This is a genomic window from Providencia sp. PROV109 (assembly GCF_033681625.1).
Classification (GTDB): domain Bacteria; phylum Pseudomonadota; class Gammaproteobacteria; order Enterobacterales; family Enterobacteriaceae; genus Providencia; species Providencia hangzhouensis.
This window is the reverse complement of the sequence record NZ_CP096320.1, coordinates 4,079,314-4,106,037: the sequence shown is the minus strand read 5'-3', so window position 1 is coordinate 4,106,037 and position 26,724 is coordinate 4,079,314. Positions and strand designations below refer to the sequence as shown.

At 42.2% G+C, this 26,724-nt stretch carries 29 protein-coding genes; 12 read left to right on the top strand and 17 right to left on the bottom strand.

What is annotated here, in order from left to right; genetic code table 11:
* The first annotated feature begins 19 nt into the window (after positions 1-19).
* Entirely contained in the window at positions 20-1,921 is a 1,902-nt protein-coding gene (locus M1F25_RS18985; RefSeq protein WP_181488775.1) for a DEAD/DEAH family ATP-dependent RNA helicase, read from the top strand.
* Between the two features lie 81 nt (positions 1,922-2,002).
* Here M1F25_RS18985 and M1F25_RS18980 read toward each other — a convergent pair whose 3' ends face one another.
* The 4 genes from M1F25_RS18980 to M1F25_RS18965 form a co-directional block, all read right to left on the bottom strand.
* Positions 2,003-2,347, bottom strand: coding sequence for a type II toxin-antitoxin system RelE/ParE family toxin (locus M1F25_RS18980; RefSeq protein WP_181488773.1), 345 nt, complete (start codon positions 2,345-2,347; stop codon positions 2,003-2,005).
* 15 nt (positions 2,348-2,362) lie between these two features.
* Positions 2,363-2,632, bottom strand: a complete 270-nt coding sequence (locus M1F25_RS18975) for a hypothetical protein (protein ID WP_094961647.1) — start codon at positions 2,630-2,632, stop codon at positions 2,363-2,365.
* 153 nt (positions 2,633-2,785) lie between these two features.
* Positions 2,786-3,502, bottom strand: a complete 717-nt coding sequence (gene btsR / locus M1F25_RS18970) for a two-component system response regulator BtsR (protein ID WP_004905884.1) — start codon at positions 3,500-3,502, stop codon at positions 2,786-2,788.
* 19 nt (positions 3,503-3,521) lie between these two features.
* A complete protein-coding gene (locus tag M1F25_RS18965; RefSeq protein WP_094961673.1) occupies positions 3,522-5,207 on the bottom strand; it encodes a sensor histidine kinase in 1,686 nt (561 codons plus the stop codon).
* A 781-nt stretch (positions 5,208-5,988) separates the two neighbouring features.
* Here M1F25_RS18965 and M1F25_RS18960 point away from each other — a divergent pair.
* The 5 genes from M1F25_RS18960 to M1F25_RS18940 all read left to right on the top strand — a co-directional run bounded on the left by M1F25_RS18960 (position 5,989) and on the right by M1F25_RS18940 (position 9,987).
* Entirely contained in the window at positions 5,989-6,960 is a 972-nt protein-coding gene (locus M1F25_RS18960) for an HlyD family secretion protein (protein ID WP_004905881.1), read from the top strand.
* An 11-nt stretch (positions 6,961-6,971) separates the two neighbouring features.
* Positions 6,972-8,117 (top strand): ABC transporter permease, encoded by a 1,146-nt coding sequence (locus tag M1F25_RS18955; RefSeq protein WP_004905879.1) that lies wholly within the window; start codon positions 6,972-6,974, stop codon positions 8,115-8,117.
* Complete coding sequence (locus M1F25_RS18950) at positions 8,117-9,271, top strand: ABC transporter permease (protein WP_004905877.1); 1,155 nt, start codon at positions 8,117-8,119, stop codon at positions 9,269-9,271. Before M1F25_RS18955 ends, M1F25_RS18950 begins: the two co-directional genes overlap by 1 nt.
* Before the next feature lie 130 nt (positions 9,272-9,401).
* A complete protein-coding gene (locus tag M1F25_RS18945) occupies positions 9,402-9,689 on the top strand; it encodes a type II toxin-antitoxin system RelB/DinJ family antitoxin (protein WP_004905876.1) in 288 nt (95 codons plus the stop codon).
* Positions 9,670-9,987 carry a type II toxin-antitoxin system YafQ family toxin gene (locus tag M1F25_RS18940; RefSeq protein ID WP_004905874.1) on the top strand — a complete coding sequence of 106 codons (318 nt, stop codon included), beginning with the start codon at positions 9,670-9,672 and terminating at the stop codon, positions 9,985-9,987. The genes M1F25_RS18945 and M1F25_RS18940 overlap by 20 nt, the downstream gene beginning before the upstream one ends.
* Positions 9,988-10,026: 39 nt before the next feature.
* Here the strand turns inward: M1F25_RS18940 and M1F25_RS18935 are convergent, their stop codons facing one another.
* On the bottom strand, positions 10,027-10,902 hold the full coding sequence (locus M1F25_RS18935; protein ID WP_112308102.1) for a U32 family peptidase: 876 nt from the start codon (positions 10,900-10,902) through the stop codon (positions 10,027-10,029).
* Positions 10,903-10,919: 17 nt separating this feature from the next.
* A complete protein-coding gene (gene ubiU, locus M1F25_RS18930) occupies positions 10,920-11,915 on the bottom strand; it encodes a ubiquinone anaerobic biosynthesis protein UbiU (protein ID WP_094961644.1) in 996 nt (331 codons plus the stop codon).
* 514 nt (positions 11,916-12,429) lie between these two features.
* Here ubiU and ubiT point away from each other — a divergent pair.
* Both ubiT and M1F25_RS18920 read left to right on the top strand, forming a co-directional pair.
* Positions 12,430-12,954 (top strand): ubiquinone anaerobic biosynthesis accessory factor UbiT, encoded by a 525-nt coding sequence (gene ubiT / locus M1F25_RS18925; RefSeq protein WP_112308101.1) that lies wholly within the window; start codon positions 12,430-12,432, stop codon positions 12,952-12,954.
* Positions 12,948-13,451, top strand: a complete 504-nt coding sequence (locus M1F25_RS18920; RefSeq protein WP_112308100.1) for a GNAT family N-acetyltransferase — start codon at positions 12,948-12,950, stop codon at positions 13,449-13,451. The genes ubiT and M1F25_RS18920 overlap by 7 nt, the downstream gene beginning before the upstream one ends.
* Here M1F25_RS18920 and M1F25_RS18915 read toward each other — a convergent pair.
* Positions 13,424-13,762 carry a GIY-YIG nuclease family protein gene (locus M1F25_RS18915; protein WP_004905864.1) on the bottom strand — a complete coding sequence of 113 codons (339 nt, stop codon included), beginning with the start codon at positions 13,760-13,762 and terminating at the stop codon, positions 13,424-13,426. The genes M1F25_RS18920 and M1F25_RS18915 overlap by 28 nt on opposite strands.
* Before the next feature lie 270 nt (positions 13,763-14,032).
* Here M1F25_RS18915 and bhsA point away from each other — a divergent pair, with 270 nt between their 5' ends.
* Both bhsA and M1F25_RS18905 read left to right on the top strand, forming a co-directional pair.
* Complete coding sequence (bhsA, locus tag M1F25_RS18910; protein WP_094961642.1) at positions 14,033-14,284, top strand: multiple stress resistance protein BhsA; 252 nt, start codon at positions 14,033-14,035, stop codon at positions 14,282-14,284.
* Positions 14,285-14,562: 278 nt separating this feature from the next.
* Complete coding sequence (locus M1F25_RS18905; protein ID WP_226617021.1) at positions 14,563-15,012, top strand: YhbP family protein; 450 nt, start codon at positions 14,563-14,565, stop codon at positions 15,010-15,012.
* On the opposite strand, the gene nrdG is transcribed toward M1F25_RS18905, so the two are convergent.
* From nrdG to pyrB, 5 genes are all read right to left on the bottom strand, one after another.
* Positions 15,009-15,473 (bottom strand): anaerobic ribonucleoside-triphosphate reductase-activating protein, encoded by a 465-nt coding sequence (gene nrdG / locus M1F25_RS18900; protein ID WP_181488771.1) that lies wholly within the window; start codon positions 15,471-15,473, stop codon positions 15,009-15,011. The genes M1F25_RS18905 and nrdG overlap by 4 nt on opposite strands.
* 4 nt (positions 15,474-15,477) lie before the next feature.
* On the bottom strand, positions 15,478-17,616 hold the full coding sequence (nrdD, locus tag M1F25_RS18895; RefSeq protein WP_181488769.1) for an anaerobic ribonucleoside-triphosphate reductase: 2,139 nt from the start codon (positions 17,614-17,616) through the stop codon (positions 15,478-15,480).
* 401 nt (positions 17,617-18,017) lie between these two features.
* Positions 18,018-18,404, bottom strand: a complete 387-nt coding sequence (ridA, locus tag M1F25_RS18890; RefSeq protein ID WP_004907508.1) for a 2-iminobutanoate/2-iminopropanoate deaminase — start codon at positions 18,402-18,404, stop codon at positions 18,018-18,020.
* Positions 18,405-18,566: 162 nt separating this feature from the next.
* A complete protein-coding gene (pyrI, locus tag M1F25_RS18885; RefSeq protein ID WP_004905852.1) occupies positions 18,567-19,031 on the bottom strand; it encodes an aspartate carbamoyltransferase regulatory subunit in 465 nt (154 codons plus the stop codon).
* Between the two features lie 12 nt (positions 19,032-19,043).
* Positions 19,044-19,979: an aspartate carbamoyltransferase gene (gene pyrB, locus M1F25_RS18880; protein ID WP_004907510.1), complete on the bottom strand. Its 936-nt coding sequence runs from the start codon at positions 19,977-19,979 to the stop codon at positions 19,044-19,046.
* Between the two features lie 443 nt (positions 19,980-20,422).
* Here pyrB and M1F25_RS18875 point away from each other — a divergent pair, with 443 nt between their 5' ends.
* Complete coding sequence (locus M1F25_RS18875; RefSeq protein ID WP_036958764.1) at positions 20,423-20,779, top strand: hypothetical protein; 357 nt, start codon at positions 20,423-20,425, stop codon at positions 20,777-20,779.
* Positions 20,780-20,840: 61 nt separating this feature from the next.
* Here the strand turns inward: M1F25_RS18875 and phnV are convergent, their stop codons facing one another.
* The 5 genes from phnV to phnR form a co-directional block, all read right to left on the bottom strand.
* Positions 20,841-21,638 (bottom strand): 2-aminoethylphosphonate ABC transport system, membrane component PhnV, encoded by a 798-nt coding sequence (gene phnV, locus M1F25_RS18870; RefSeq protein ID WP_094961639.1) that lies wholly within the window; start codon positions 21,636-21,638, stop codon positions 20,841-20,843.
* A 2-nt stretch (positions 21,639-21,640) separates the two neighbouring features.
* Positions 21,641-22,501 (bottom strand): 2-aminoethylphosphonate ABC transporter permease subunit, encoded by an 861-nt coding sequence (gene phnU / locus M1F25_RS18865; RefSeq protein WP_112308095.1) that lies wholly within the window; start codon positions 22,499-22,501, stop codon positions 21,641-21,643.
* A gap of 1 nt (position 22,502) precedes the next feature.
* Entirely contained in the window at positions 22,503-23,612 is a 1,110-nt protein-coding gene (gene phnT, locus M1F25_RS18860; RefSeq protein WP_181488767.1) for a 2-aminoethylphosphonate ABC transport system ATP-binding subunit PhnT, read from the bottom strand.
* 6 nt (positions 23,613-23,618) lie between these two features.
* Positions 23,619-24,632, bottom strand: a complete 1,014-nt coding sequence (locus tag M1F25_RS18855) for a 2-aminoethylphosphonate ABC transporter substrate-binding protein (protein ID WP_181488765.1) — start codon at positions 24,630-24,632, stop codon at positions 23,619-23,621.
* Positions 24,633-24,759: 127 nt separating this feature from the next.
* A complete protein-coding gene (phnR, locus tag M1F25_RS18850; RefSeq protein WP_004905839.1) occupies positions 24,760-25,479 on the bottom strand; it encodes a phosphonate utilization transcriptional regulator PhnR in 720 nt (239 codons plus the stop codon).
* A gap of 139 nt (positions 25,480-25,618) precedes the next feature.
* Between phnR and phnW the strand changes: the two genes are divergently transcribed.
* Complete coding sequence (gene phnW / locus M1F25_RS18845) at positions 25,619-26,722, top strand: 2-aminoethylphosphonate--pyruvate transaminase (RefSeq protein ID WP_112308093.1); 1,104 nt, start codon at positions 25,619-25,621, stop codon at positions 26,720-26,722.
* The last annotated feature ends 2 nt before the right edge of the window (positions 26,723-26,724 follow it).

The following is a 26,724-nucleotide window of genomic DNA, read 5'->3' as shown; positions in this document are numbered from 1 at the left end:
ATGTATGAGGCACCTTTACATGACTACTGAGACCGATATTTCTTTTGCTGAGTTAGGTTTATCAGCATCTATTTTGACAGCACTAAATGACCTGGGATATGAAAAACCATCACCAATCCAACAGCAATGTATTCCATTGTTAATGGATGGCAACGATGTATTAGGTATGGCACAAACAGGTAGCGGTAAAACTGCTGCATTTAGTTTGCCATTACTGCATAACATCGACCCAGATTTAAAAGCTCCGCAAATTTTAGTACTTGCTCCAACTCGTGAGTTGGCTGTTCAGGTAGCGGAAGCAATGAGTGATTTCTCTAAACATATGAACCGCGTTAACGTTGTTGCCCTGTATGGTGGTCAACGTTATGACGTACAATTACGTGCACTGCGCCAAGGACCACAAATTGTTGTGGGTACACCAGGCCGCCTTCTTGATCACTTAAAACGTGGCACGTTAGATCTTTCTAAATTAAAAGGCTTAGTCTTAGACGAAGCTGATGAAATGCTGCGTATGGGCTTCATTGAAGATGTTGAAAACATCATGAGCCAAATTCCAGCTGAGCACCAAACTGCGCTGTTCTCTGCAACAATGCCTGAGCCAATTCGTCGTATTACACGTCGTTTTATGAAAGACCCGAAAGAAATTCGTATTCAGGCTAGCATTACAACCCGTCCAGACATTGCTCAGAGCTATTGGACAGTGTACGGTATGCGTAAAAATGAAGCGTTAGTGCGTTTCTTAGAAGCAGAAGACTTTGATGCAGCAATTATTTTCGTGCGTACCAAAAATGCAACATTAGAAGTGGCTGAAGCGTTAGAACGCAATGGCTACAACAGTGCTGCACTAAATGGTGACATGAACCAAGCACTGCGTGAGCAAACTTTAGAGCGCTTAAAAGATGGTCGTTTAGATATCTTGATCGCAACTGACGTTGCAGCGCGTGGTTTGGACGTTGAGCGTATTAGTTTAGTTGTTAACTATGACATCCCAATGGATGCCGAGTCTTACGTTCACCGTATTGGCCGTACAGGCCGTGCGGGTCGTGCGGGCCGTGCGTTACTGTTTGTTGAGAACCGTGAACGCCGTCTGCTACGTAACGTTGAACGTACGATGAAACTGACTATTCCTGAAGTTGAATTACCAGATGCAGATCTGTTGAGCCAACGTCGTCAGGCGAAATTTGCTGAGAAAATTCAACAGCAATTAGAAAGCAGCGATTTAGACCAATATCGTTCACTGTTAGCAAAAATGTCTCCATCAGAAGATGTAGATATGGAAACTTTAGCCGCAGCATTACTGAAAATGGCACAAGGTGAACGTGCTCTGATCCTGCCACCAGATGCGCCACGTCGTCCGCGTCGTGAGTTTAACGACCGTGATGATCGCCGTGGTGATCGCCGCAACAGCAACGGCAATGGTTTTGACCGTGCAGAACGTGGTGAGCGTGGCGGACGTCGTGAGCGTCGTGATGTCGGTGATATGGAAATGTACCGTATTGAAGTTGGCCGTGATGATGGTGTGGAAGTTCGTCACATTGTTGGTGCGATTGCTAACGAAGCGGATATCAGCAGCCGTTATATCGGTAATATCAAATTGTACGGAACGCACTCGACAATTGAATTACCAAAAGGCATGCCAACTGACGTGTTAACTCATTTAAGTCGCGCACGCATTTTGAATAAACCAACTCAAATGCAGCTGATCGGTGATGCACAACCGTTCGAACGTCGCGGCGGTGGTGAGCGTCGTGGTGGTGGTCGTCGTGATGGCGGCAGCGAAGGTGGCTTTGGTGCAGGTCGTCGTAATGACCGTGGCGGTGAGCGTCGTGGCGGTGGTAACCGTGACCGTGGTAACTCTGCTCCACGTCAAGATGGTACTAATGCAGCACCTCGTCGTCGTAGCAGCAGCCATAACGCGTAATTGCTAGGTTTTAGGGAAGTTATTCCCTAATAAAATGAAAACCCGCACTTCTTGGAAATGCGGGTTTTTTGCTAGCCATTTTTACCTAAGTATGTAGTAGCGATAAAGCGTTTTTTCTAAATCTTGTGCTGTACTGATAAAAAGTAGGATAACAACGTTATTTGTTTGCATATCAAATTCATATAAACAACGATATTGGCTAGTTATATCGATTCGCTCCCGAATTAGTAGACCATTATCGGCTAACATTTGATTTGGGCGATAACGCTTTGGATCTTCTGATATTGCTCTAACGGATGATAAAAGTAGCTCATTAACAAACGCGGCTGCTTGAACACTGCTCATAAAATTGATTTTAAAGGATTCTACATCCTGTAGTGACCATAATGCAGTTTCTGCGAGGGTGACCGTATAGGGTTGTTCCATCACAATTTCCTTTCATTATTTTCTTGCTGCACGTAATTTTTCTAGCGCTTCTTCTGGTGATAAGGTTCTCTTATTTTTAACATCATCTTTTGCTGCCATCACCAATTTTAGCAGCGCATTTGCTTGGCGCTCTCTTTCCCTTTCTTTTAGCTCTATTTCACGTTCTTCACTTGTTTGGATAAACAGCTCAGATTGCCCATTTTTTGTTACAAAAACGCCGCCCTTAAAGAGCTCAGGGTTACCAAGGCCTTCACGTGCTGCTTTTTGCGACATTGTATTAGACATATTTTGTTCCTATAAATAGTGAACACACAACCCAGAATAACGTATTGTGTATTTTTTGAACTTATATTTCTGATTATAGAAAAAATCAGTTAGATGTACAAATTTATTATTAATTTATACACCAAGTTTGTGCGTAGGAAGTTGAAGCGCGACTCAAACTAACCCCAATGCCTCTTTTAGTGGCTTGAGATAACGGCGGCTGACAGGTATATGTTCACCGGAACTGAGTACCAACTCGGCTTGTCCACCGTCGCCAAACAGAATTTCATTTAACTGAGTCATGTTGACCAAATATTGGCGATGGCAGCGCACTAAAGGTGTACGAGTTTCTAATGTGCGTAATGTGAGCTCAGTAAAGCCTTCTTGCCCTTGTGTGCTCATTACATACACGCCACTCATACGTGAGGTGGCATATAGCACTTCATCAAGCTTCATCAAATAGATGCGGCTATGGCCAGTACAAGGGATAAATTTGAGCGGCTCATTGTTGCTGAGCAGTTCAAGGTTCTGTTTTTGCTTACCTTGACGTAGGCGGTTTAAGGTTTTTTTTAATCGCTCTGTTTCAAGGGGCTTTAACAAGTAATCAAATGCATGCTCTTCAAAAGCTTGGATGGCAAATTCATTAAAAGCGGTAAGAAAGACGATATAGGGGCGGTCTTCTGGATCTAACATGCGTACCATTTCAAGGCCAGTTAGGCGCGGCATTTGAATATCAAGAAAAACCACATCAGGCTTTTTTTTGTGAATGACCCCAATCGCTTCAATCGCATTGGCGCATTCACCGATAATTTCAATATCATCGTGTTCTTCAAGTAGGCAACGCACATTTTCCCGTGCAAGAGGTTCGTCATCAACAATCAATACATTCATAGAGGTAATTTAATCATTATTATGTTGTAGCCAAATAAGGCAGGCGAATTTTCATTCGAGTGAATTTTTCTGGCTCATGTTCTACGCTGATACCATATTGTTCACCATATTTTAAACGTAAGCGTTTATCGACTAGCCCCATTCCTAAGCCATCGGACTTTTTAGTGGGCTTGTATAGCCCCGCGTTATCTTCTATTTCGATGTAGACATGTTCACTGCCGATATAACTACGTATTGTAATATATCCTGTTTCTAATAACTGTGAGGTGCCGTGTTTAATTGCATTTTCAACCAGTGGCTGCAGGGTAAATGCCGGAAGTTCAACCTGTTTGACTTCATCTGGGATCTCAATATGAATTTGTAAGCTTTCTTGAAAGCGGGCTTTTTCTATCTGCAAATAGGCGTTGATATGTTCAATTTCTTCACCAAGCGTGGCATTTTGTTCAGGTCGTTTTAAATTATTGCGGAAAAATGTCGAAATATATTGCACAAGCTGGCCTGCTTGCTGGCTATCTTTGCGGATCACGGCTTGCAGCGTATTGAGTACATTAAACAAAAAGTGGGGGTTTACTTGCGCATGAAGTAGTTTAACTTCAGATTGTAACAGTGATTGCTTATTGCGCTCATATTGGCCCGCGAGAATTTGCGCGGAAAATAAGCTGGCTATGCCTTCACCAAGGGTACGATTTATGGAGCTAAATAGGCTATTTTTCGCTTCATACAGTTTAATTGTACCAATGACTTTTTCGTTTTCCCCGCGTAATGGGATCACTAATGCAGAACCGAGTTTACAGGTGGGGCTTAATGAACACTTGTAAGGCGTTTCATTGCCATCGGCATATACAACTTCATTATTCTCAATAGCTTGCCTTGACTGACTCGACGAAATCGGTGTTCCCGGGCGATGGTGATCAGCGCCAATACCAATAAATGCGAGTATTTTTTCACGATCAGTGATGGCGACGGCACCAATTTCTAGTTCTTGATAAATAATCTTGGCAACTTTCATACTGTTATCAGCATTAAAGCCTTTACGCAGAATTCCTTCAGTGGTTAAGGCGATTTTTAGCGCCTGAGCAGAGAATGCAGTTGTGTATTTTTCAACAATAGCGCGGCGGTCGAGTAAAATACGAATAAACATGGCTGCGCCAATCGTATTTGCGATGACCATAGGTGCAGCGATATTTTTAACAAGTTCGAGGGCTTCATCGAAAGGTTTTGCCAACAATAAAATAATTAGCATTTGTATGATTTCAGCAATAAAAGTGACACAGCTGGCAATCATAGGATTAAAAATTTTATTAATTTCGCCGCGTTTCATAAAGTAACGATGAACTAACCCGCCAATCAACCCTTCAACAATCGTTGAAACCATACAGGCAAATGCGCTCATGCCACCCAATGAATAACGATGTAACCCACCAGTAAAACCAACGGCAAAGCCGACAGCGGGACCGCCTAATAGACCCCCAAGCACGGCACCAATGGCGCGAGTATTGGCTATAGAATCATTGATATGCAAACCAAAATAAGTACCGATAATGCAAAATACTGAGAAAATCAGGTAGCACATCACCTTGTGAGGTAAGCGAATAGTGACTTTAAGTAATGGGGTAACCAGCGGGGTACGACTGAGGACCCATGCGATCACTAAGTAGACGCACATTTGCTGGAGGAGGAGTAATATTAAGTCAAATTCGTACATGCTCGTCATATTTCACATTCTGGGGGTGTTGACTACGTTCAGCTCCTTGGGTCACATACTTGTGTATGCTCCCCAAGCTATCTTCTCTTGTCGCCTACCCATAATGCGAACTATTTAGAGCATGGCTCGTCATGTTTCACATTCTGGGGGTGTTGACTACGTTCAGCTCCTTGGGTCACATACTTGTGTATGCTCCCCAAGCTATCTTCTCTTGTCGCCTACCCATAATGCGAACTATTTAGAGCATGGCTCGTCATGTTTCACATTCTGGGGGTGTTGACTACGTTCAGCTCCTTGGGTCACATACTTGTGTATGCTCCCCAAGCTATCTTCTCTTGTCGCCTACCCATAATGCGAACTATTTAGAGCATGGCTCGTCATGTTTCACATTCTGGGGGTGTTGATTACGTTCAGCTCCTTGGGTCACATACTTGTGTATGCTCCCCAAGATACCTTTTCTTGTCGCCTACCCACAATGTGAACTATTTAGAGCATGATACGTTGTGGGATTTTTATTTTGTGGCGGAATTATTTATTCTTGCTATCTATTCGTGGTCTTTATTCGGCTTGAAATTATATCGTAAGTCACTGGTTAAGTAATCGACATTTGAGAAAAGTACACTCATCAATATTTGACATAAGGCTGAAACCGCTTCAATATTAGTCAATGACCTACCTTTTCGTGATCTTGCGCACGAATTTATTAACGCTGTATTTAACTTTCTTGTCATACTCTAGGGATGGTAGTTTCCCCCGTTATTATTTAAGGTTCACATAAATAATGAAAAAAAGAACAATAGCACTGATTTTGCTGATGCTTATCTTAATAGCAGCAGCGGCACTTTTTCATTCCCATAACCAATACTTATTGTTACAGGGGGAAGTCGATGCACCTGAAGTTATCGTAACCTCGAAAGCAAAAGGGCGGGTGATTGAGCGCCATATTGAGCGTGGTGATGATGTAAAACAAGGGCAACTTCTCTTAACATTAGAAAGCCCTGAGCTACAGGCGCAGTATGCAGCATCAAAAGCGGCAAGAGACCAAGCAAAGGCGCAGCTAGAACTCTCTATTAATGGTACTCGCGAAGAAACTATTCGTGATCTTCAAGCCACCTTGGCACAAGCCAACTCTCAATATCAAAATGCCTCTCGTGAATATGCTCGTTTAAGTAATTTAAAAAACAAAGGGTATGTTTCAGCGAATGAGTTAGATAACGCACGTAAGGCCAAAGAAGTGGCATTTTCGCAAGTTCAAGGGGCAAAAGCACGGTTAGAAGAAGGTTTACATGGTGACCGTATTGAATTACGTCAGCAATATGAGGCGGCGCTTGACCAAGCAGAACAAAAATTGGCTGAATTGCAAGTTCAGGTGGATGATTTGCAAGTTAAAGCCCCGGTTGATGGGGAAGTAGGACCTATCCCCGCTGAAATTGGCGAACTATTTAATGCAGGAAGCCCTTTGGTCTCATTAATACGCCTGCCGCAAGCTTATTTTGTCTATAACTTGCGTGAAGATATTTTAGTTGATGTGAAAAAAGGCGATAAAGTACAGCTAGATATCCCTGCTTTGGGTAATAAGGTGGTTGAAGCTGAAATTCGTTATATTGCACCAAAAGGTGACTATGCTACTAAGCGAGCAACACGTGCAACGGGTGACTTCGATTTAAAAACATTTGAAATTCGCTTATATCCTGTAGAGCCGATCGAAGGGTTAAGGCCTGGCATGAGTGTGTTATGGCACTGGGATAAGTAAAAGGTGTTGCCATGAAATTTAAGTTCGCTTGGCACGGTTTTGAGCACGCCTTTAGCCGTGAAACCCAAATGGCTATTCGTAGCCCTGTTTTTCATTGGTTAAGTTGGCTGTTTCCATTAATGCTGTTTACGTTAGTTAGCGCTAACTTTTCAGAGGGGACATTAATGGATTTACCCGTTTCTGTGGTGGATGACAACCATAGCCCCGTGTCTCGGCAAATTATTCGTGACCTTAACGCAGGCCCGCACGCTGATGTAAAAACGATTGATGATAATTTGAGTACGTCATTAAAAAGACTCGGTAGTTCAAAAGATTACGCGTTATTGTATATTCCTCATAACTTTGAAGAAGATGTCTTACGGGGGCGTCAGCCTGAGCTGCGGATGTATTATAATGCGCTCTTTTATGCATCAGGTAGTTATGCGATTCAAGATTTTAGTGGGCTAGTGGCAGAGCTGAATGCGAAGTATCGCCAAGAAATGGCTAAGTCCATGGGAAAGGCATTGCCGCCATTAGCTCAAGTCACACTTTCTTATGACAGTTTGTTCAATCCGAGCGGTAGTTATATTTATTATCAACAGTTTGCTGCAACTATTCATATGCTACAGCTATTTGTTGTTACCGCAACAATCTACACCATGTCACGAGGTTCTACCTTACAAAGTGTTAAACCGTTTGTCATGGCGTTACTTGGGAAGTTAGCTCCTTACACCTTATTTTTCAGTATATTGCTCGCCGTAGAGATTGCGGCGCTAGTCACTATTTTTGATGCTAAAGTGGTAGGGAACCCGTTATATATGATTGTATTAGGGTTTTTCTATGTGATAGCAGCGCAAAGTATCGGTTTATTGCTGTTTAGTTTTACCTCAAGTGCCATCATGGCGTATAGCTTGATAGGGATGCTGGTGAGTATCGCCTTAGCCTTTTCGGGTATGGCTGTGCCTGAGCTATCAATGATATTGCCTGCACAGATTATTTCTAATATTGAACCACTTACACATACATTGAATGCTATGTTTGATATTTTCTTGCGGGAGATTTCTTTTACTCGCATCGTTCAAGTGTGTCTATTTTTATTGATTTACCCATTCGTGATTGGCTTTTTAATCCGTAAGCGACTAGTAAAACGGTTAGAAAACCAAGGAGGGGTTGTCTAATGGCTATCTATTTTGCAACCTTTCGTAAAGTGCTGCTGGGGATGTTGGAAAAACCGATGTGGCTGTTATTATTGGTTTCTCTATGCGTTATGAGCTTAGTTTATGCCAAGCCTGTTCTTTGGGACTTACCTGTTGCAGTTATTGATATGGACCACAGCACAGCAAGCCGTGAGTTAATCCGTGATCTTGATGCGACGCCGAAGGTGCAATTGCAGAGTTATGATAACCTTGCTCAAGCTCGTCAGGATATGATTGCGAGAAAGTTATTTGCGATAATTATCATTCCAACAGATTTTCAACAACACTTATTGAGTGGTAAAAATATCACTGTGCCAGTGTATGGTGATGGCACCAACCGGCTAGCAAGTGGGCAAATTCAGCAAGAGTTATCAAAAGCCTACCAAACACTGCTCAATGCCTATAACACCCAGTTACTCACTAAAGCAGGCTATAGCCAAGAACAAGCGAAAGTGATTATTACCCCTATTCGCAGTGAAACTGAGCCACTGTATAACCCAGGGATCAGCTTCGCAGCAATCGTTTTTCCTGGCTTGTTAGTGATGTTATTACAGCACTCCCTGTTGATTGCCTGTGTGCGAGTCAGTATCGCGGTCCGTTCTACGCCGAAAGGAAAACCGCCATTAGCCGTTTATTTAGGGGCGCTATCTGCTTTAATTCCGATTTGGTTATTTTTATCTACCGTATTTTTTGCCCTTTGGCCGTGGGTATTGGGTTACCGGCAAGAAGCGCCATTGTATGTGATTTGGATGTTCACGTTCCCATTCCTCTTGGCTGTTCTGGGGCTTGGCAAGTTAGTGACGGAATGTTTGCGCAGTGTCGAAATGATTTATTTAACTTTGGCATTTATTACGACCCCTGTGTTTTATATGTCAGGTACGATTTGGCCACTGCAAGCGATGCCTGATTGGGTTCGTATGATTGCATCAGCACTACCATCAACATGGGCCACAAACGCTATGGCAGGTCTTAACCAAATGGGACTACCGTTTAGCGATGTCCTGATGGATATCGTGATGATGCTGATTTTAGGGGTTATTTATACGGTCATTGGGGTATTTATTGGTATGCTCCGAGATGGCGAACTGCGTCATATTAGCCATATGTTTAACCGCTGGCGCAGGCATCGGCATTAATATTTAATCGTGTTTATGGTCTATTAGAAAAGGCGGCCTAAAGAAATAATGACTAATTAATCGACAAATGCTAAACTCAACCACAATGTAGTCACAATGTAGCTACGTTTGATATGTGTAGGGGGATGATATGTCAACACTATTGAAAACAACAGATGTTCGTAGTCGAATTGATGAACAATTAAAAGCGGAAGCCACGAGTGTATTACAAGATTGTGGTTTGACTATTAGCGCAGCTATTCGTTTGTTTTTAGAACAAGTAGTTCAAGAGCAAAGAGTTCCCTTTGAAATCAAACGTAAGCAACCTTCGCTGAAAACTACACTAGCGTTGAAAGAAGCTAAAGCTATTGAGCAGCACTACGATTCAATTAACGAAATGATGGTGGAGTTAAGCAAAGTTGACTCAGAAGCCAAGTAATAAGCGAGCTAAGCAACCAAGGCAGGTTGCTTATACACCAACGTTTAAGAAGTCATGGGAACGATATAACCGAGCGGGCCGTAGGGATATGAATGCGGCTGTTCTCGTTATGGAAATACTGTTTTCTCAAAAAATAATACCAAAAGAATATCTTGACCATGAATTAGAAGGTCATGAATGGCAAGGAGCTAGGGAGCTTCATATTGGTGGTGATTTCTTACTGGTTTATCGCTTGTCAGATAAAGGTAATTTAATCACTTTCGTTGATATTGGTTCGCACAGTGAATTATTTGGTTAAGGTAATGAGCTATAGTTCGAGCTCATTACCTATTGTATATCAAGGCACTAGCAACAACCCTGCAATTTGTCGCCAATAACCATTACAGTTTTGGTTTACGATATTCAGCGGAATATCCCCATTTTCATTGGCTTTAAACTGTTTGATTATCTCAAGGGACTCTATACTTTCAGGGGAAATGCGCACAATATCTACAAGATCATGCATTGAATGCAGGTCATTGCCAAGGTTATAGCAAGCACCACTGAGCGTTTGAATGCCATTTAATGTAAACACCTGTTGATGTTCTTGGGAAAGCACCTTGCGCCCTTGTGGGTAGTTTATGCAACAAGTTTCACACTCGTCTTTTTGCTTATTTTCAGAGCGCGCAGTAAAACAGCGTGCGGAATAGGCAAGTGGTAAGTGACCGTAGCTCATCACTTCAACATCAAATTTGCCACGAATACCGATGTCATCACATTGGTGAAGTAAATTGACTAGCCAATCACGAGAAAGTTCTACAGGCATACACCAGCGCACCATGCCTTGGCGTAAGAGAATATTTAAGGTTTGTGCGTTATAGCAATTCAAACCGTGGCCCGCGACAAAAGGAAGTCCTCTCTCGGCTAACATGTTGACCACACCAAAATCATGCGCTTCAACGAGAAACTCGCCATTATCAACTAACTTGCTGATCTCTTTAAGTTCTGAAGGTGCTTGAAGGAGAGCAAGGGTGCTCAGCACAATCTGTTTACCACTTTTCGCGAGTTGTTGTGCGAGTTCTATCCAATCATTGGGCTTCATTTCTCGACGTTTACTGCACACTGTCTCACCGAGATAGATAATATCGGCGTCACTTTGTATGGCGTGTTGATAAAAATCTTCCAGCGTTTGCTTTGGCCAGTAATAAAGAATAGATCCTAACGAGTACTGCATGATATTTACCTTTTAAATTACTGCCATTTACGATGATAGGCACCCAATGTAGTTTGGCTTCCTTCAGAAAGCCCGCCTAATGCTTTTAGCCATTTAGGATCGGTGACAAAGTTATTCGGGTTGGATTTGTAACGGTCGATGGCTTGGCGCCAAATACGGGTCACTTCAGTCACGTAAGCAGGGCTGCGCTGGCGGCCTTCAATTTTGACAGAGGCAATATTCGCTGCCATTAATTCAGGTAATAATTCAATGGTGTTGAGGCTGGTGGGCTCTTCAAGGACATGATATTTCTGTTCATCGACAAGATAACGTCCTTTACATAGTGTTGGGTAACCGGCATTTTCATCTTTTTGGTAACGGTCTATCAACACATTATTAAGGCGTGATTCCATTCCTTCCTCAGTTTGTTGCCAACGAACAAAACGGGCTGGAGAGCATGCACCTACGGTATTTGGCGACTCACCCGTGAGATAAGAAGACAGATAGCAGCGGCCTTCAGCCATGATGCATAAACTACCAAAAGCAAACACTTCAAGCGGTACAGGGCTATTTTTGGCTAATTGTTTCACTTGGTGAATAGATAGCACGCGCGGCAGGACGACACGATGGACTTGAAAATTACGTTCATAGAAGCGTATGGCTTCAGTATTGGTCGCAGAGGCTTGAACAGAAACATGCCTTTCAATATGCGGGTATTTATTTGCCGCGTACTCTAACATTGCGATATCGGCTAAGATCAAGGCATCGGCACCGAGATCTGCAGCAAGATCGACGGAGTTTTGCCAACGTTCGTAACCATTAGGGTGCGCAAATGTATTAATCGCAATATGTAATTTTCGTTTACGGTTATGAATATAGCGCTCAGCTTCGTGCAGTTTTTTTTCAGTAAAATTGAGTCCTGCGAAATGGCGCGCATTGGTATCATTTTTTAATCCAATATAAACGGCATCAGCACCGTTATCGACAGCCGCTTTTAACGCGGGCAAATTCCCTGCTGGGCAGAGTAATTCCATTGTCCTATCCCTGTATAAAATTTAATAGCTGCCATTCTAGTCAACAGAACTGTTATAGATTTTGATTTAGAGCAGAGAAATTGTTAATGGATATCAGTATTCGTTAATTAAGGTTGTTAGGGAAATAAGGGGACTGGTGGGTAATAAAGAAACTGTATCAAATAGTAGAGAATAAGTTTATTAAATAGGGAAAATAAATCATTTTTGACTAAATTTTGAACGTTAATTGGATAGTATCGGTAATTAGAGATAGTTTTTTATCAATGGGAAGTGAGAAATAAATATTGGCGGGATGGGCAAAAATTGATATAGGATCAAACCAATAATGTCATTTTTTGGCAAGATAACTTATCGTGAGTCAAATGTTAGGTTAATGACTTCAATAAGTGGGGTTATTAGCGTTGAAAATTTAATCATCTAAATATGCAATATGTTACCCTAAATAATTCGAGCTGCTACTGCGGTTAAGTAGTTACACGAAAACGGGCAGACAATTACTACGGGAGTCAGTACTGTGTTAGGTAAAATTCGTTCTCAACTCATCACAAAAGGCCCTTCATTTTTGAAACTGCCTTTAAAAGTGACCCCATTCGCATTACAGCGTCAGGTTCTCGAGCAGTTGCTAAGTTGGCAATTTCGCGAATCAGTAAAAGAAGGGGAACTTGATTTTCTCGAAGACAAATGGCTAAAGGTTGAAGTTCGTGACTTAGCGTTAGTCTGGTTTATCAGTTTGCAAGATGGCCAACTGTCTGTAAAACAGCATGCAGAGGCTGATGTTAGTGTGAGTGGTAATGCGAATGATCTGGTACTGATCGCCGCGCGTAAAGAAGACCCCGATACGCTCTTTTTCCAACGTAGATTGGTGATTGAAGGGGATACTGAGCTCGGACTCTATGTGAAGAATTTAATGGATGCTTTCGAACTCGAAAACATGCCAGCACCGCTGCGTTTTGCTCTATTACAATTAGCAGATGTGATTAAAACCGTGCATGAAACTGAGGACGCAGAGCATAAATCGCCTGCGTTAACTTCATGTTAATTCGAGTTGAAATCCCTGTCGATGCAATGGGTATTGATAAATTATTGCGTGAAACGTTTCCAACTGAAGCGGAAGCTAACCTTGTTCAACATTTGCGTGAGGATGGTTTGCTAACTCTCGGGGTTGTGGCAACAAATGATGATGGTGAAGTGATTGGCTATGTTGGCTTCACACCCGTTGATGTTAACGACGAAGACGTACAATGGGTAGGTCTTGCGCCATTAGCGGTAAGTAAAGCGCATCAAGGCCAAGGGATCGCAGAAAAACTGGTCTATGAAGGGTTAGATAGCCTTAATGAGTTTGGTTATGGTGCTGTCGTTGTACTGGGAGATGAAGGCTACTATTCGCGTTTTGGTTTTGAACCGGCTTCAAGCCACGGCGTAAGCTGCCAATGGCCTGAACAACAGGCTCATTTTTTGGTTTGTGGCTTAGAAAATGGCGAAATCGGGGAACACCAAGGTTTGGTGACTTACTCTTCACACTTCAATAATTTATAGTTAGCTAAGTAGTCAGTTAAATCATCAGGCTGGTCAATGACCAGCCTTTCTTTTATCTTTTTATTCAGTTGCTTAACTTGATATTCTATTTTTGACGCGGCTGAGCGAGAACCAATAAAACAAGAAAATACCAGTTCTAGTGGCATTTTTCCTTTCAATGCTTTTGCCCCTGTTCCTGCCTTATGTTGCTCAAAACGACGTTGTACATCGGTGGTGATACCACAATATAAGGCGTTATTTTTCTCTCTTACTAAGTAAAGATACCAATCACTTTGTTTTGATTGTTTTTTTTCTAGGGTTGTTTTTATCATTCTGTGCTGATTTATAAGAAGAAAATATTAGGTTAACAACGAATATATTCGTTAAGTAAGATATTTATAACATATTAAAATTTAAATAAAAAATGATATGAAACTGTCACAAATTTGTAACCTCAACCTAGGTTTCAATTCAAAATATTTGAATGACTATAGCAAAATTAGCTAATTCTCTTTTCAAAATAAAGCGCATAATATGATCCATATCACAGAGGGACAGTAAAAATCCCAACTAAAAATCAATTTTACAAGAAGGTATATACAATGAAAAAATCAACATTATTCGCTGCTGCTTTAACTTTAGGTGCTGTTTCATTTGGCTCAATGGCTGCTGAAGAAGTTCAACATACTAGTCAGCCTGCAGCAGGTTATGTTTCAGTAACAGGTGCTGTGAGTGTAAATGACCTGACCGCACAATTGGCCAAAAAAGCTGATGAAGCTGGCGCAACCTCATTCCGAGTGATTTCTGCTGGCGGTGAGAATAGCATGAGTGGTACTGCGGCTATTTATAAATAAATTTATTCGTCATAATTCACGTCACAGCGTTGTTGGCTACGTTTACTCGCACTAGTCACATACTTATGTATGCTCCTAGCGTCTCGTTCACTTGCCGCCTAGCTGTACCACGAATTATTTAGAATAAATACTCGAATTTAGTTGGCGTATAGGCCTAAAAAAATTTAGGTTAATATTTCAGCTAGTTAGGCTATAGTAATAGCGAATTTTATGCCTACGTTCAGAACAGTTTAAGCAAGCTTAGGGGTAACCCGAAAGCTTGTTCTGAACGGGTTTATATGGAAACCGCTATGACGCCTGAACAAGCTTTAAAACACATCCAACGCTATATTGCTCGCCAACACGTTTTTTCCCTTTTTGCTCATCACAACAATGATATCTGGCCTGCCAGTTGTTACTATGCATTTGATGCGAAAACGATGTGTCTGATTTTAATGACAGACCCGAATTCCAAGCATGGGCAATTGATGGTGGCTAACCCGCAAGTGGCTGGCACAATATCGGCGCAAACTAAAGCTGTGAATACAATACAAGGCATTCAATTTACAGGTGAAATTAAAATATTAGAAAGTGAGGAAGCACAACTCGCTCGCGGTTTCTACTGCCGCCGCTTCCCTGTGGCAATAGCAGCGAAACTGCCAGTTTGGCAGCTTCACTTACAGAATGTCAAAATGGTGGATAATAAATTAGGTTTTGGCACCAAGCTATATTGGGAATGCCAAATTTAACGAAGCCTATGGATCACCTGATTTGAGCTACCGCGCCAAATTAAGCGCGGGTCATGTAAATCCTGCACAAATTTACCGTCAATCACGGTATTAACAAAACTCACCACTTTTTGCTGTTCAAGCGTAAAATCACCCAATGTGTATCCTGTCCATAACCAGATGTCTTTATCTGGGCAAACGGCTTTAACGCGCTTTACCAACTTGAGCACCGCAGGTAAATTGGCTGGGTGTAGTGGATCTCCGCCAGAGAGGGAAAGCCCTTGCCGACGAATACGCGCGTCCTGCAAATCTTGGATAATCTGGTCTTCCATTTCTTGGGTGAATGGCACACCCGAATCCACTCGCCATGTACTTTGGTTGTAGCAACCACGGCATTGATGGACACATCCTGCTACAAACAGTGTACAGCGGGTTCCTGGACCATTGACCACATCAACAGGATAATATTGGTGATAATTCATGGCATTAACCTATTTGGCCGTTACCTAAATGCTTAATACGGCGTTTGACTTCCTCTTGTTTTCCTGCGTTAAATGGCCTTGCATCTGGGCTGCCTAAATAGCCACAGACACGGCGGATAACTGAAACGCGGTTAGTATCATGATTACCACAAGCCGGGCAGGTAAAACCTTTGCTGGTGCAGGAAAATTCACCGGAGAAACCGCATTCATAACACTCATCAATGGGGGTGTTAGTCCCATAATAAGGCACATGTTGATAGCTGTAGTCCCACACGTCTTCTAAGGCTCTAACATTATGTTGTAAGTTTGGGTATTCGCCATAACAGATAAAACCGCCATTCGCGAGCGCAGGGTAAGGCGCTTCAAAATCAATTTTATCGTAAGGATTTACCTGTTTTTCAACATCTAAGTGGAAGCTGTTTGTGTAGTAGCCTTTGTCGGTAACACCTTGTATCACACCAAATTCAGCGGTATCGAGACGGCAAAAACGGTCACACAAATTTTCACTTGGTGTGCTGTATAAACTGAAACCATAGCCTGTTTGGGCTTTCCATTCATCGGTGGCTTGGCGTAAGCGGTTGACAATTTCGACGGCTTTTTCACGTAATTTTTCATCATCATAGACATGAGTCTGTGTGCCAAAAAGTGCATTGATGGTTTCATGCAACCCAATGTAACCTAAAGAAATAGATGCACGACCATTTTTGAATATCTCAGCGACGTTATCATCCGCTTTTAAGCGAACTCCACAAGCGCCTTCCATATATAAAATTGGCGCAACACGTGCTTTTACGGTTTCTAAACGGGCAATGCGAGTCATTAAGGCTTTTTTGGCAATAGCTAAGCGATCATCCAGTAATGCCCAAAATGCATCTTCATTGCCTTGAGCTTCGATAGCAATACGAGGCAAATTGAGGCTGATAACCCCTAAATTGTTGCGCCCATCATGAATTTGTTGCCCATTTTCTTCATAGGTACCAAGGAAACTGCGGCAGCCCATTGGCGTTTTAAATGACCCAGTAACATCAACGACGCGGTCGTAATTAAGAATGTCAGGATACATACGCTTACTGGCACACTCTAAAGCGAGTTGTTTGATATCGTAATTAGGGTCGCCTAGCTTATGGTTTAGGCCATCTTTAATTGCAAATACGAGCTTAGGGAAAACGGCCGTTTTACGGTTTTTACCAAGTCCCGCAATGCGGTTTTTCAGAATAGATTGCTGAATTAATCGTGCTTCTTTAGAGGTTCCGAGACCAAAACCAAAGGTGACAAACGGGGTTTGGCCATTTGCGGTGTGAAGCGTATTGACTTCATACTCTAAGGATTGAAAGGCGTCGTAACACTCTTTATCGGTGCGGCTGTGTGCATAACCTTCTGCGTCTGCTATTCCCCATTCTTTGGCGACTTTTAGGTGCTTTTCGTAGCTGATAGCGACATATGGCGCTAAAATTTCGTCAATACGGTTAATGGTTGTGCCCCCATAAATATGGCTCGCAACCTGTGCAATAATTTGTGCTGTAACAGCTGTTGCGGTTGAAATAGACTTTGGTGGCTCTATTTCTGCATTTCCCATTTTAAACCCGTTAGTTAACATGCCTTCAAGGTCAATTAACATACAGTTAAACATCGGGAAGAACGGCGCATAGTCGAGATCATGATAGTGAATTTCACCACGTTCGTGTGCGATAACGACATCTCTCGGCAAAATATGTTGTTTTGCATAGTGTTTAGCGACAATACCGGCGAGTAAATCGCGCTGTGTCGGGATCACTTTACTGTCTTTATTGGCGTTTTCATTAAGTAAAGAGACGTTACTTTGTTCGATTAGCCCACGAATGTCATGTGTCAATTGGCTGCGTTTTTCGCGTTCGCTGTCTCTATCGTGGCGATATTCAATATAAGCACGGGCTAAGTCTTTATAAGGCCCTGCCATCAATTGGTTTTCGACAGCATCTTGAATTTCAGCGATATCTACTCGGTCACGGCTGCAAAGTTGCTCTGTAACAACAGAAGCAACCTGAAGACAATAATCGTCATCCTTAACATTCACAGCAGCCGCTGCACGTTTAACGGCTTCCTGAATTCGTGGAAGGTCAAAACCGACCTGACAACCATCTCTTTTTATAACAACCGTTACCACGGGCATTCTCCTTGTTAAGTTATCCACAATACGACCTCAGCTATTCGCCATGTTTACTACGGGGACTAATCTGTGGATAAAATGTGAATAAATACTATATGTTGTGTTGGTTGGTGTAATTAAAGCACAATATGTGGGATTTTGCTTTTATTTAGATCGCCAACATTTGATTTAAAACAAAGAAAAAAATAATTTGTATGAAGATCAAAAGCGCAGAGGAAATAAATCTTTTCAGTTGCCAGTATTCATTTCAGTGAGCTAAATAAAAAAAGAGATATGATTTTCTTTATTTGTAAACCATGAAAATGACCATTGTGGCGGGGAGGTTATTCTGTATCGGGGGGAGGAAGTAATGAAAGACACCCCACCCAAAGCATGGGGTGTTTGGCTCGAATTAATCGTTATTTACGTACTGCGATTGCTTCGATTTCAATTTTCACGTCTTTTGGCAGACGAGCAACTTCAACGCAAGAGCGAGCTGGGAATGGTGCATTATGTTGTTTGAAAAATTCTTCGTAAGTTGCATTCACGGTCGCAAAGTCATTTAAATCTTTTACAAATACCGTTGTTTTCACGATATTAGCCGCACTTAAGCCTGCTTTTTCTAAAATTGCTTTTACGTTAGCCAGTGATTGGCGAGTTTGTGCTGCGATATCTTCAGGCACTTCACCCGTTTTAGGGTCAACAGGGATTTGCCCTGATGTGATAACCATACTACCCAAATCTACGCCTTGAACGTAAGGACCGATCGCTGCTGGTGCGTTTTCTGTATTGATTTCGTATGACATAACTACTCCGTTTCATCACGTAAAGAGAAAATACTCGTCATATGGCAAGCCACAGCGGTGTTTGTGGCTTGGTGTGACTTTGAGTATAACTTTATGGGGTGTTAGGCACCATTATAAACATGGATTGCACCTACACAACACCGCAGTCTACGCAAAAACAACCTATTGGTTATTGATCACAGCGTCTCTATCGAACTCTTTTTCGCAGAATTTACACGTCAGTGCGACTTCTTTGCCGATTTTTTTCACGCGGAAACTGCTCGATACTGGCTCATTATGGCTAATACAGTTGCTGTTTGGGCAAATTAACACATTGTCGATATACTGAGGCAGTGTGAGTTCAAGTTTTTCTACCACTTGGTAATCTTCAATACGGTTAACGGTGGCTTCAGGGGCATACATGGCTAATTGGTTAGCTTGCTCTGGGGTTAAAAAGGTATTTTCGATTTTGATAATGTCTTTTTTACCTAGATTGCTTGATGGCAAATTTAAACCAATTGTGATGCGTTCATCTGTTTTTGTTAGTTTAAATAACTTTAGTAATTTGAAACCAATTTGAGCAGGAATGTGGTCAATAACGGTACCGTGGCTGATTGCTTCAACTTGTAATTTATGATCTTGTGTCATGGTATGTCCTCCTCAGATAGCTAATTCTTTATTTAAAACTAGAGATAACAATGCCTGCCTTGCATAAATCCCATTTCCTGCTTGTTGGAAATAGTAAGCATAAGGTGTGCTATCCACATCAACTGCGATTTCATCAACCCGTGGTAGTGGGTGTAAGACTTTTAAATTTGGTTTTGCACAATGCAGGTCAGCTGCACTTAAAATAAATTGTGCTTTCACATTCGCGTATTCAGAGGGGTCGAGGCGCTCTTTTTGTACACGGGTCATATATAGAATGTCGAGTTCTGGCATCACTTCATCAATATTATTATGCAGGCTGTAGGTTGCGCCTTTTTCTTCTAAAATGTGCAGAATATGGTTTGGCATTGAAAGCGCTTCAGGGGCAATAAAGTAGAAGTGATTGCCTTCAAATTTAGACAGTGCTTGGGTTAAGGAATGCACGGTTCTGCCATATTTTAGGTCACCGACCATGGCAATTTGCAGGTTCTCTAAACGGCCTTGCGTTTCTTGGATAGTAAACAAGTCGAGTAATGTTTGTGTGGGATGTTGGTTTGAACCATCGCCTGCATTAATGACAGGAATGTGGCCTGCAAACTGGCTAGCGAGGCGAGCGGCACCTTCTTGCGGATGGCGCATGACAATAGCATCGACATATTGGCTGATAACAGAAATGGTATCGGCTAATGTCTCCCCTTTTTTACCGAGGGATGTGTTGGTGCTATCAGAGAAACCAACAACGGAAGCGCCTAAACGATGGATAGCCGTTTCAAATGACAAGCGTGTGCGTGTAGAGGCCTCAAAGAAACAACTTGCGATGACTTTATGTTTTAGAAACTCAGGTTGCGGCTGTTTTTTTAATGAAGCCGCAACATTAAGCACTAATTCAAGGTCTGAACGGTCTAAATCATTAATCGAGATGATATCGCGGTGGTATAAAGGGTTCGGCATTGTTGTTCTCCTGTGTCAGCAAGACATGTTAGGTCTATAGGCCAAAAAAAAGCCCCTCAATTGAGGGGCTTTTCTGTAAATAAGAAGGGGAAAAACAGGCTGTCCAGACCGCCAGAAGGCAGTGCAGTGGAGGTGTTCTCTGTAAAAAATAGAGCAGCAGCGTTCATGGTTTCTCCCGGCAAATTGTGGCGCATTATACGCATCTCATTCCATGACGCAAGCGTTTGCATAAAGAAAAATACATTTTTTTTATTTTTGCGTTTTGGTGAATATTTGAACTAACTGAAAAATGGGAGAAATAGTATCTCTCAATAGGGAATGTGCTGAGCATTGGTGTTTTTTAAACCAAAATTAAATCACATGATTGAATATACAGTACATTTATTTACACACATTTTATGTACGAGTAAGATATTTTTTCTTTTTAATTAAATATGATCATTATGAAATCACGACTTTTTATTCTATTGGCATTCCTTCTTTCTGGCTGTTCATCTGTTTGGGTACCTGTTTCCGGTGGCTCAAAATTCACTCAAGCTGAGGCGAATGCAGTTTGTAAACCTGAAGCCCTTCATTTGTACCCAATCAAAAATGAAGTTGCGCAGCGCTCTGTTATGTCTTATGTCGAAAAAAAATGCAAAAAAGATGATGATTGTGGAAAAGACAAAACTTATAAAGAACAAACACCAGTTATGGAAAGCTATGTGATTGATGTCAATGAAGATACCCGTAATAATTATTACTTGGAATGTATGGTATCCAAAGGCTGGACAAAAAAAGATAAGTATATGTGGGAATAGTATACAGGCCGCTAAATAGCCCAGTAGGTAGAGGTTACTTGGCTATTTAGCGTGATAACTTTTATTTTTGCCCAAGCCTTTTTGCTACTTTCTCTAATTTCATCATTAGTAATAATGTAATCGAAACTAATACAATCGTTAGTGCCGAACCATCAGCAATATTGCCTCTATCGGTTAAACTGAAAATGGAAACAGGTAATGTCGCCCAGCCGGGGGGATATAACATCATTGTGGCACCAAGTTCCCCTAAGGACAGTGATAGGCTTAATGCTAATGCTGAAATCATCCATGGCATCAATAGTGGTAGGGTGACATGGCATAAACGATACCAAGGGGAAGCGCCTAAGCTAAAAGCCACATTTTCAATATCGGGAGAAATACGGGTTAACCCAGTGGAAACATTGCTAAACGTAAAAGCAGAAATCAACACAAAATGAGCACTAAATACAATCCAAAAAGTGCCGTTCATCTGTAAATAGCCTTGGCTGAATGCTACAAGGATCCCAAGCCCAATAGACACAGAAGGAATAGCGCTGGGGAGATAAAATGCAATACTCAGCCACTTTTGTATTTTCCCACTGTGTCTTCTTAGTGCTAACGCAGCCCAAAGCCCACAAAACAGCGCAAATAGACTGGCACTAAAACCAACCACTAGGCTGGATAAAATGGCATCCCAAGCTGGCCCACTAAACGCATTCACAAAGTGTTCAAAAGTAAAGCCTGAAGGCAAAATGCCATTCCATTGGCGGCTGAAACTCGACATTAAAATCATCACTAAAGGCAGTAAAAACAATAAACCAAATAAGCTGATGGCAATGATAGTGGCAGTGGCTCGTCCTTTTTTAGACCAAATCAACATAATTAATTCCTTACCCCAAGGCGAGTGGTCGCCATTCTGTATAGGAAAAATAACCCGAGTGAAAGCAAGATGTTAATTAAGGCAATCATGCATGCCACCGCATAATCTGACTCTAATATTGCCTTGCTGTATACCATCATCGGCAAGGTATTGACGCCTTTCGCCCCGATAAACAGTACGATGCCAAATTCATTGGTGGTTAACAGCAGGCACAGGCTACCCCCTGCTAATAAGGCGGGTAGCGCCGCAGGGAAAATAACTTGCGCGATAACCCGTGCAGGGTGTGCGCCTAAAATACTTGCCGCTTCTAACTGGCTCTTGTCGATTTGCCGCAGTGCCGCCATAAGGGGACGCATGACCAAAGGGGTAAAAACGGTAATTTCTGCCAAAATCACCCCATGGATAGAATAAAGAAACTCAACGGGGGGGAATTCTAAATCAAACAATGCCATCAAGGTGCCATTGAGTAGCCCTGCAGAACCATAAATGAAGGTAAAAGCGAGGGTAATCAAAAAGGTCGGTAGAGCAATAAAAGTATCAATCACTTGCGTGATAAAACGGCTTCCCGGAAAAGGAATAAACACTAAGATCAGTGACAATACACTACCTATCACAAGGCAACCTAAGGTGGCCAAAATGGCGATGTAGAGTGTATTCCATAACCCATTAATAAAGCGTTTTGACTCAATAAGTTGCCAAAATGCATCCAACCCCCATCTACCCGCCTCATTTTGTAGTGCTTGTTGGGCTATCAACAATAAGGGATAAAAAAACAACGTAACTAACACCAGTAATGGCGGCAATATCCAATAAATGGGCTTTATCGTTATTGATGAACCTTTTGGCACGCTAATATGTGACATGTTATTCCTCAATTAAAACGGTATCCGCAGGTGAAAACCATAAAGTGAGTTTGTCGCCTATTTTAGGCGGTGAGGCCAAATGGGTGATGGCAACACTCACGGTTTCACCAGCAACATCACAAATTAAATGCGTTAAATCCCCCTGCCAGCGAATAGACGTCAATGTGGCCTGTAATTGATTGGTGGCATTGGAATTTGGTACTAGCGTGATGTGCTGTGGGCGGATACACACCCATTTGTGAGTGCCTGCTCGCATGCCTAATGTATGAGCCTCCAACAATGTTCCACCACAACTGACATTCACTTTTCCAGGGCTTGTTGAAAAACCAAGCGCAGTAGCGGCTAGAATATTGGCTCGGCCTAAAAACTCAGCAGCAAAACGGTTGGGTGGGCGGTGATATAAGGCATTTTTCTCACCATGTGCGACTAAGTAGCCATCTTTCATAATGCCAATTTTATCACCAAGTGCGAGAGCTTCAGTTTGGTCATGAGTCACATAAAGAATAGTTAAATCGAGCAGTTCGCGGTGTAAACGGGCAATTTCTTCAACCATATTATGACGAATTTGCGCATCTAGCGCAGAAAGCGGTTCGTCGAGTAACAGAACACGAGGCCTTACGGCTATCGCTCTAGCAATCGCAACTCGCTGTTGCTGCCCCCCTGAAAGTTGGTGAGGGTAGCGGGTTGCGTAATCCGTCATTCCGACGATTTTAAGGGCTTCAATGACTCGCTCGTTAATGAGTGCTTTAGGTTGTTTCTGAGCTCGTAAGCCAAATGCGACATTCTCTTCCACTTTCATATGGGGAAATAGCGCATAATTTTGTACAACCATACCGAGTCCGCGTTGGTATGGGGGAAGGTGGGTGATATCCATATCACCTAATAAGATGCGCCCGCTGTCAGGTTGAGCAAACCCCGCAATGGCTCGCAATACCGTGGTTTTTCCTGAACCAGACGGGCCAATCAACACCAATATTTCCCCAGAGTCGATGGTTAAATCTAAAGGTTTTAGCACGACATTATTATGATATGAGACACGTAAAGACTCTAATGTGATCCCAGAGTGCTCGGTTTGCTGCATTGCAGTAGTGGCTTTTCGTTTCATCAACATCACAAGTTACTCACCATCAGTGACTTTTTGCCAACGGGAAATATCATCGGATAGGGAAACTTCAACTTCATCCCAATTAGGCTGCCAAGTTTTCACACCTTCTAACATTTGGACAGCGCTCTGGTATTGCTTATCAGATGGTGTGATATCTGAACGAACAGGCATACCCCATGAAAGCTCACTAACACGGCTTTGTGATGGTTTATCCAGCAGGAAATTAATGAGTTTTTTACCGTTTTCGGTTTCAGGGGCATTGTTAACTAAGCCGACAACATAAGGTAAAACCAGTGTACTACGTTCCCCATTGGCATCTTTTGGCCAGAAAATTTGGACATTAGGGTTACGTACCATTTGGGATAAATTCATTTGTAAGTCGCCATTAGCGACATAGAGCTCCCCTTTATTCACGAGGGCGGTAAGCTTACCTGTCGAGGCGGATGGGCCAACGTTATTAGCCTGCAACTTACCGAGATAATCAAACCCTGCGTCTTTGCCATTAAAACTGTGGAAAACTTGTAACATCACTGCAGTACCATCCCCAGCTTGTCCTGGTGTTGAATATTGCAGTTTATTTTTAAAGCGAGAATCGAGTAGGGAGTCCCAATTTTCAGGAGGAGACTTAAGCAGCTTAGCGTTATAGATAAAGGTCAGGTAATTATTGACCAACGGCGTGTAAAAGTGATTTGAATTAGGAATATTTGCTGCATTTTCTGGCGTAAATTCAGCTAATAACTGGTTTTTTGCGGCACGTTGGATAAAAGGCGGAACGGTAATAAGCACATCGGCTTGTGGATTGGTGCGTTCTTTAGCGAGCCTTTCAACGATCGCCCCTGAGCCACTTTCGACATATTGTACTTTAATGCCTGTTTGTTTGGTAAACGTCTCGAACTGATTTTTATACCAACTGTTGTTGCCATCGTGCAGGCCATCAGCGGAGTAAACAGTCACAACATCAGCGGCAAAAACAGAGGTAGAGCAAAGGGTTGCCATTAATAGACCAGCTAAGTAGGTGCGTTTCATGGTTATCTCCTGTTAAGGTAAAATGTATTCTGGTATATACCAGATGTTTTTTACGCTAACGGGTTTATATGACAGAAAGATGAAATGCAGCTAAATAGCTAAAATTATTTTCTATAAATAGAAATAATCACAAAGTATCGACTTCGATGCGCAAGCTATCGTGGCGCCAGTATTCAACATCATAATCTAAAATTCGCCCATGTTGGTCATAGTTTAAGCGTTGCAACAATAAGGCTGGACGGCCAACCGTAACCCCCAGTGCTTGTGCTGCTTGGGCAGGCATTGCCGTTGGGTAGAAAGACAAATGCATACTGGTATAGATTAAATTGAAATGAGCTTCGTACACTTCCGTTAAACTGCCGTTGAGGTCGTGGCGTAGCAGTTCAGGAACGCGAGCAGGTAAACAATGGTTTTCACAGTAACAAACGGGCCTGTCATCAGCAAAACGTAGGCGGGTGAGTAAATAAATTTGTTCAAATGATTGAAGTTTTAACGGCTCCATAGCTTCGAGAGGAACGGTAATAACTTTTCCATCCAGTAAAACTGTCTTCGGTTGGCGACCTTGTTCGAGGCAAAGTTTATGGAAATTAGTATTTTGGGTTGGGTCTAACCAAAGGCGCTCAGGTGTGACAAACCAACCACGACGTTCAGACCGGTAAATTGCCCCACTGGATTCTAGCTGTGCCAAACTTTCGCGAATAGTGACACGAGTGGTATTGAAAATGGCACAAAGTTCGCGTTCCGAGGGGAGTTTATCACCACATTTTAGCGAGCCATTTTGAATCTTTTCCTGTAATTGGGCTTTGATAAGCAGATATTGCGGGGCTTCATCCGCTGATAATTTCATGGTTATTTCCTGTCATTGTTTCAGTCATATTATACATAGTTATATGAATTTTTTGTTTCACGAGCACTTTTCCTTTGACCTTTTAAGCAGCCTACGACCATTATAATGGAAATCTGGTATAGACCAATAGGTGGGTTGAATGACAAACAATAATTATTTGCTATTAACACCGGGGCCGCTTACGACGTCTAAAACGGTGAAAGAAGCCATGCTGTTTGATAGCTGTACATGGGATGATGATTATAATTTAGGCGTTGTACAAAATATTCGTCAACAATTAGTGGCACTGGCAACGGCCAAAGCAGGGTATTCTTCGGTCCTGCTTCAAGGAAGTGGAAGCTATGCGGTTGAAGCGGTTTTAGGTAGTGCAATCGGTGATAAAGAGAAAGTTTTGATTATCAGTAATGGCGCTTACGGTGCTCGAATGGCTGAAATGGCTCAGCGATTGGGTGTGGCTCATTGTGTTTATGATTGCGGTGAAGTGTCGTTGCCAAATGTGCAACAGATTGAACAGTTATTGCAACAAGATAGCCAAATCACTCATATTGCGATGGTGCACTGTGAAACTACGACAGGGATTTTAAACCCGATCGAGAAAGTCGCGAAGTTAGCGAAGCAGTATCAAAAATGCTATATCGTGGATGCAATGAGCAGTTTTGGTGGGGTCCCTATGGATGTTGCTGAGCTTAACATTGATTTTTTAATTAGCTCTGCGAATAAATGTATTCAAGGGGTTCCAGGGTTCGCTTTTGTTATCGCTCGTACCGAGGCGCTTGAACTTTGTAAGGGGCATTCCCGTTCATTATCGTTAGATTTATATGCGCAGTGGCGCTGTATGGAAGATTTCCAAGGTAAGTGGCGATTTACTTCTCCAACTCATACCGTATTGGCGTTTGACCAAGCACTCAAGGAGTTAGCTCAAGAAGGTGGCGTAGCCGCTCGCTTTCAACGTTATCAGGGGAATCAATACAAGTTGGTGTCCGGTATGCGTAAATTAGGTTTTACCACGTTGTTAGAAGATAACCTCCATTCGCCAATTATCACCGCATTTTACTCACCAAATTCATCTGATTACCAATTTAAGCAATTTTATCAGAGTTTAAAATCTCAGGGTTTTGTCATTTATCCGGGCAAGGTCTCGCAAAGTGATTGTTTCCGTATTGGAAATATTGGTGAAGTTTATGAAAAAGACATTGATGCATTGTTGGTAGCAATAAAAAAAGCCATTTACTGGGAAAAATAAGG